The sequence below is a fragment of the Myroides albus genome (genome assembly GCF_009711045.1).
GTDB classification, from domain to species: domain Bacteria; phylum Bacteroidota; class Bacteroidia; order Flavobacteriales; family Flavobacteriaceae; genus Flavobacterium; species Flavobacterium album_A.
Window position 1 is genome coordinate 1 of record NZ_WMJX01000073.1, and the last position, 7,021, is coordinate 7,021.

The window sequence follows — 7,021 nt, forward strand, 5'->3', positions numbered from 1 at the left end:
TGAAGTCACTATAGATGTTATCGGAGATGTAACAAATAACTTTGAAGACATTATTAATAATGAAGATGTTCAAAATAATATATATGAAATAATAGAAACAAAAGGAAAAGCATTATTATCAGATACTTCTATTAAAGTAACATATGGAGAAAAGGCATTGCTAAATGAAACAAGTATTGAAATAGCTAAAAAAGGAGTCGATGCAGAACACTTAAAAGATAATGCAATACTTACTTCTAAAATAAAAGATGGAGCTGTAAGTGAGAGTAAGTTATGGGCAGGTCAAGGAAAGAACAATTTTGTTGCTATAGCCCAAAACGATGGTACTGTAAAATACCAAGAGTTAGATACAGTATTACAAGGAGAGGCCTTATCTGTTGATAATTCTTTAGAGATAGAAGGTGATGCCTCGGCATCTCTTCTTAAGGGGGTTAAAGTCCAGGTTGCAACCAGTGGAATTGTAACTAAACATATAGAAGATAAAAGTGTTACTTCTGAAAAGATAGGCTCTGAAAATATGCCGAATGGTGCGGTTTTAATAGCTAATGGAATTGGAGGAGCTCTATTTACGCCCTTGAAAGAAGCTTTAATATATGCTGTCAATGGAGATATTGTAGGAGATGTAGAACAGACTATTTTGGTTAAAGGAGGTGAGAATGTATTAATTGGAGAACAAGGTAAAGAAGTGGAGATTGAACTTAATGTTTCTGGAGTCAAAGAAAAACATATCGCCAATAGAGCTGTTACGGCGTCTAAATTAAACGCAGAAAATGCTAATGAAGGATCGGTAGCTATAGTTGGTACAGGAGGTACTGTAAGTTATCAACCTTTAACATCTGATATGCTGACAGAAAAAGGATCTATTATACCAGGAGAAACAATCACCGCAATACAAGGCGCAGATGGGGCAGTACTTCAAAACGTAATTTTAGAGGTCAATGATAAATCTATTACTGCCTCTAAGCTTATTGCTAGAGAAGAGGAACAAGGATATGTAGCTATAGTTGGAGACCAAGGAATAGTTAATTATCAACCTTTAACTTCAAGTGTTTTACAGAATAAAGGAGCAATAACTACTGATGACATTATTATAGCATCTGATAATGGAGTAAATAAAGTGTTAGAAGATGTGAATTTAAGTATTAGAGAAAAGAGTATAAACACCGAACAATTGGCTGACAATGCGGTTAAAACAGCTCAAATATCAGAATTAGCAGTAACTAATGATAAGATTACTTCTGGTAATGTAGGGAAAGGTAGGGTATTGCTAAGTGATGATCAAGGAAGAACAGTTTGGGGAGAAATGGATAAAATTTATGACTCTGTAGCTGGTAATTTATTAACAGATAATATTATTACCATCATGCCTGACCAACACGGTGCAACTGTCACAGGAGATAAGGCCTTGTTAAAGGATATTAGATTAGGTATTAAAGAGCAAAGTATTACTAATCAACAAATAGCTGAACAAACAATTCAGATTAATAAATTAAGTAGTACAGGTTCGGATGAAGGAATGGTAATGGTAACAAATAGTGATGGTGGATTTAATTATGTGGATAGAGCGAGTATTGTACAAGAAGCGAAAGATTTACAGCTAGAAGATGGTTTGCACTTTGTTAATGGTAATGGAATATCTGCTGTTTTAGCTAATACAACAGTAGGAATACAAGATCAAGGTATTGTTACAGCAAAATTACAAGATAAGGCTGTAACAGCAGCTAAAATATCTTCAGAAGGAGCAGTTTTAAATGCAGTACTAACAGCAGATGGTTATGGAGCTGTAAATTATCAAGAAATAAACGAAAATATTTTTTCTGGTAAAGGAGAAAGCTTATTATCTGATACCTCAATTAGTGTTACCGCTGAAAATAAAGCTCTTCTACAGCAAACAAGTATCGCAGTTGCTGAGCAAGGAGTGGATACAAAACATATAAAAGATACTGCTGTTACCACAACTAAAATTAGTTCCAAAATAGGAGATGAGTTAATAGGTGAGGGAGCATTTTTAGTAACGAATGGTCAAGGAAGTACAACCTTTTCTTTTATGGATGAAATTGCCTCAAAAAGTGGAAAGGAATTAAAAGCAGATACTTCAATCTCTGTTGTTGGAGGAGATCATGCACTTTTAAAACAGGCAACTATTCAAATAGCTCCATCAGGAATTCAAGAACAACATTTAAGTGATAAATCTGTCACTCCTCAGAAAATTAATGCAGATGGTGAAACTAAAGGATTAGTGCTACTTACAGATGGTGAAGGTGGAGCGAGTTTTGAAACAGTTACAGCAGCTATAGCTGATGCGGGTAAAACTTTGTATGCTGGTGATGCTATCGAGGTTACAGGAGGAAATCAAGCACTTTTAAAGGATGTGAGTATTAGTGTTAAGGATAAAGGTATTAGAAATGGAAAAATAGCAGACAAAACAATTCAGGCAATAAAAATAGATGCAGATCAAGCAGATCAGGGAACTGTTTTAACTTCTTTAGGAGATGGAGAGGCAAAGTTTTTATCTTTGAATAGTTATGGTAAGCAATTAAATAGTGATAGTTCTATTACAGTGTCTAGTAGGGAAGGTGTTTTATTAGCACCTGCGTCTATTAAAGTTAGTGATGCAGGTATTACAACAGAGCATTTGGGAGAAAAAACAGTGACGATAAATAAACTTTCATCCGTAGAAGGTGGTCAAAGTGCTACATCTAATCAAATTTTGTTAACTGATGGAGAAGGAGGATATAGTTTTGGAAAAGTTGATCAGGTAATAACTAAGGCTAATATCGCTGGAGGAGAAACAATTTCTGCTACTTCAGGATCAATAGGATCAGTTTTAAGAGAGGTTGTATTAGAAGTAAATAACTTATCAATTGATAGTAAACATTTAAAAAACAATGCAGTAATTACAGAAAAGATTGCAAATGATGCAGTAACCTATGCGAAGTTAAGAGCTGCTTCAGTATATGGGACAGTAGTAAAAGATAAAGGAGTGACAGCTGCAAAAATATCGTCTCAGCAAGCAATTGAAGGAGAGTTATTGGTAGCTGATGGTGATGGAGGAGCTGCTTTTAGACAGGTTACTTTTAATGGAGTTGACTATAGTCAAGATGAGCAAATTAAAGATATAAAATGGTTAGATACAGATAAAAAAGTAGCTCAGAAAGTTTTCGAAATAGAATTAACTCAACCAGACAATAAAATAACACTAGATGGTGATTTTGCGTCAATTATTCTAGATGCTAGATTGATCAATCAAGCAACTAATTCTTCTACTCGTGATTTAATAAAAAAGGAAGTTGTTAATGGGAAAACGGTCTTAACACTTGGAACACCAGGTACAGTAACTGTAAAACATCCTAAAGGCAAGTATTACCTTATTTTAGAGTATGTAAAGAAATAATTTTCGATAGTATATTACTTATTAATATCAAATAATTAACATGAGAACATAATGAAACAACTAGTTTTTACAATAATAGGATTACTCTACTCTTGTATAATGGTGGCACAGATTGGAATAGGTACAGAAAACCCATCGAGTGGTATTGAAATAGAAGGTAGTATACGATTTCGAAATTTACAAGAGGGGGATTTACAACAGTTTAATAGAGAGGTTTTGATGGATAATCAAGGAAGGTTAGGATATTTAGAAATTGAAAGTGAGCGATCTTATTTTGTTAAGATGATTTCTGATGAAATGGAGGATAAAGTAGTTTTAAATCAAACAGATCAAAGTAAGGATTTATTTTTAGAGATAGAACTAGAATTACTACCGCGTACAATTTCAATTTTTGAAATTCACTATAATGTACCTGTCTCTTTCGAAACAGAGGACTATTCAGCTTTTAGCGATACACCTTTAGTTAGTGAAATTGGTGTTAGATTAATGAAAAAAGAAGATCAAGATAGTGATTATAGCAATGTAGCGGAAGGTAATCGATCATTATCAATACCTAGTGAATATGAAAAAACGGCACCAAATTTAGAGGTTAGACGTTCATTTGTTGAAGGAATGAATATTCAAGAAGTACTTAATAATGATGTTTATAGCAAAAAAATAACCTATAAATTAATGAGTTACACTAAGGATAATCATGGAATAGTTCAATATGGTTCACAGATGTCTGATAACAGAGGAAATGTAGGTATGCTACTAATTAAAGTTTATCACAAACCTTATTATGGAGAAACAATTAGCGAGTAAGAAAATGAAACAAATTATAAGTGCAATTTTACTGTTTCAAAGTGTCATTTGTATGGCTCAAGTTGGAATTGGTATAGAGAGTCCTAAGGCTGCCATACATATTGGTAAAGATGTAAAATTAAAAGATGTTATTCATGTGGAGGAATCTATGATGGATTACCCCAAACATTTAATTTCTGATGCAAAAGGAAATTTAGCTGTATTTACCGGATTACCAACTAATTTAATGTTTAAAAATGTTTTGACAGCTAAGATGAATAAAAATATTTACATTCCAAATGACAGCACACCAGATAGGAATGTTACTTATGAAGAGGAGTCACTAAACTTGAATAGCAAAATTGTGGTACCTCCCAATGAAACTTATGTATTAGAAATAGCTTATAGTATCCCTGCATTGTATGGAGCAACAGGAAATCCTAAAGGAGATTTTGGTGTTTTCTTGAAAAAGAAACAAGGAGATGGAGAATTTGAGAAAATAAATACTTCTGTGCGTGTTTTTTCTCCAAGTCTATCCAATGCTAATGCTGTAACGGCCATAGGTAGAGCAATTTCTTGCACTTATGTAGATATAGTAAAAAATGATACAGATGTTCCGTTGGAGATTGTATATGATGTATACGGTTTTACAGATCATATTAATCTGCGTAATTATACTATTACATTTGGTTCATATGATGATAGGACCAGTTATCAGAATTATAACTGGGGAAGAGGTGTTTTTGTTATAACAATTAATGAGTTAGTAGAATAGAAATGAAGCAGAGAGTTAACATATTGTTTTTTATTTTGTTCAGCATTAAAATGATTGGACAGGTTGGGATTGGAGTTGAAAATCCAGTGGTAAATTTTGATATAAATCCTAAGGGGATTCAAGTTGAAAATCCTGAGGATAGATATATTCGTTTAGAGGGATTAGAACGTAAACCTGAGTATTTGCGTAAAATAGTATTAAATCAAGATGGAGATCTTGCTACAATGGACTATAGTTCAGATAATTTTAATTTGAAAACTATTAAATATGTTAAGAGTAAAAGGACCGTTCATACAGGTAAAAGTGCTAATGTAATGGATCCTTCTAAAGATCAAATTACTTTAGAAATGGATTTAGAAGTTACTTTATCTCCCAATACAGATAATATCCTTTTTTTAGAGTATGACGTGCCTATTTATATATATAATAATAAAGAAAATAATCTTATAGTTGTTGGTTATGTTGGAGTTACTTTAACTAAAGTTGAGGAAGATACTACATTAGTAGAATTAGATCAAGGATCAAGAAAACTAACCAACTATGAAAGTAAAATAAACTCGGAAGGAGATGTTTTTTTGGGAGTATCGATAACAGGTAAAGCAATAGACCAAATAAGTAATACTGAAACAGTGAATAAGGTAGTAAAATATAAATTGTATGGTTATGTTGAAAAAGGACGTTATGATAATATTGATAAAGAGGTTTATTTTGGTAATGCAAATGGTGAAATAGAATCATTAGGAATAGGCGTCTTTAATGGGATTATATATGAAAAGATAATTTCGACATATTGAGTAAGAACTGACAAATTACAATTATCAAATAAATTGAACAATCTTAATTATTACAAAAGGAATGATTAAAGTTGAGAATGTTTTTTAGTGATATAGTGATTGATATTCGTTTAGAACTTATTGTTGCCTTACCCATAAAAAAAGGTGGTTTAGTTATTTTAACTAAACCACCTTTTTTTATGGGTAAGCTTTCTGTTAATCAATTTTAGAGGACTTCTAATATTATAATCTGAAGTTTTCAAATTATAAAAAGATTGCGAGTATTTCAGCTACTGAAATGATTAATAAATTAAAGTATCCTTTTTGGATAAAAAAAGTTAAAACTATTAATTTGTCTTTTATAATGTAAATTAAGTCTCTATTTTTGATTTTTATTTGATAAAATAGCAAAAAAATAAAGGTTTTTTAGAGCTATAAAACACTTTTTTTATTGTCAGAATGAAATGTAGTAATATATTAAGGTGTTCTTCAATTTCATTAGTAAAAAGCAATATATGTAAATTAAATATTCTCTAATGTTAATACTAGATCAACAGTTTGACTATTGGAGATGAAAATGAATTCATTGTTTTTTATCATGATATTTATGATAAAAAGTTGTAAAAATATCGATAATTTATAAGAAAATATTTGTGTTTGTTTTTTTATTTGTTTAAATTAGGATGGAATTATTTAGGTTTTTTGTAAAAATACATCTAAGAAAAATAGTAAGTAATCAAAAAAATAAAATCGTGTATGAATCAGAACTGTTTAAAAATAATTTTGCTGCTATTTTGCAATGTTTATTATGTATCTCATGCTCAAGTAGAAGCAGATAAAATTGAATTAGTAAATACAGGTGTATTTTCTGTTTCTCCAGGAACTATTGTTGCTACAGAGTTTGACTTTATTAATACGTCTAAAGGAAAATTTACCAACGATGGGGATATTTATTTTTATAAAGACTTTACCAACGACGGAATTTATGGTATGTCATCTATACATAAGACATCTTCTGCTTATTTTGTTTTAAATGATGAAACAAATGCTAAGCTGATTAAAGGTAAAGGTCTGTCATCTTTTTATAACATTGTATTTGATAGTAAATTAGATGGTATTGCTTTCGATTTGAAGAATAATATAGATATCCAAGGACTAGCTTCTTTCAAAAATGGAATTATTAAAGTAGATGCCTCAAAAAAGTCAGAAGAGCCTTTGTCGATGGGTATGGTGAGTTTTTTGCCTAACTCGAAACATGTGTAAATCGTCAGCAAAAAGTGGACAATTAAGATACTA

General features: G+C 31.3%; 4 protein-coding genes and 1 pseudogene. All 5 read left to right on the top strand.

Features of this window, described 5'->3' with window-relative positions:
• Window positions 1–3,394, top strand: a pseudogene (locus tag GJV76_RS15770) (hypothetical protein); the annotation flags it as partial.
• Between the two features lie 51 nt (window positions 3,395–3,445).
• Window positions 3,446–4,198, top strand: a complete 753-nt coding sequence (locus GJV76_RS14875; RefSeq protein WP_155093376.1) for a hypothetical protein — start codon at window positions 3,446–3,448, stop codon at window positions 4,196–4,198.
• Window positions 4,176–4,952 carry a hypothetical protein gene (locus GJV76_RS14880; RefSeq protein WP_155093377.1) on the top strand — a complete coding sequence of 259 codons (777 nt, stop codon included), beginning with the start codon at window positions 4,176–4,178 and terminating at the stop codon, window positions 4,950–4,952. The genes GJV76_RS14875 and GJV76_RS14880 overlap by 23 nt, the downstream gene beginning before the upstream one ends.
• A gap of 2 nt (window positions 4,953–4,954) precedes the next feature.
• The gene (locus tag GJV76_RS14885) at window positions 4,955–5,746 is read left to right on the top strand and encodes a hypothetical protein (RefSeq protein WP_155093378.1); all 792 of its coding nucleotides are present in this window, start codon (window positions 4,955–4,957) and stop codon (window positions 5,744–5,746) included.
• Between the two features lie 735 nt (window positions 5,747–6,481).
• A complete protein-coding gene (locus tag GJV76_RS14890; protein ID WP_155093379.1) occupies window positions 6,482–6,988 on the top strand; it encodes a hypothetical protein in 507 nt (168 codons plus the stop codon).
• Window positions 6,989–7,021 lie beyond the last annotated feature (33 nt).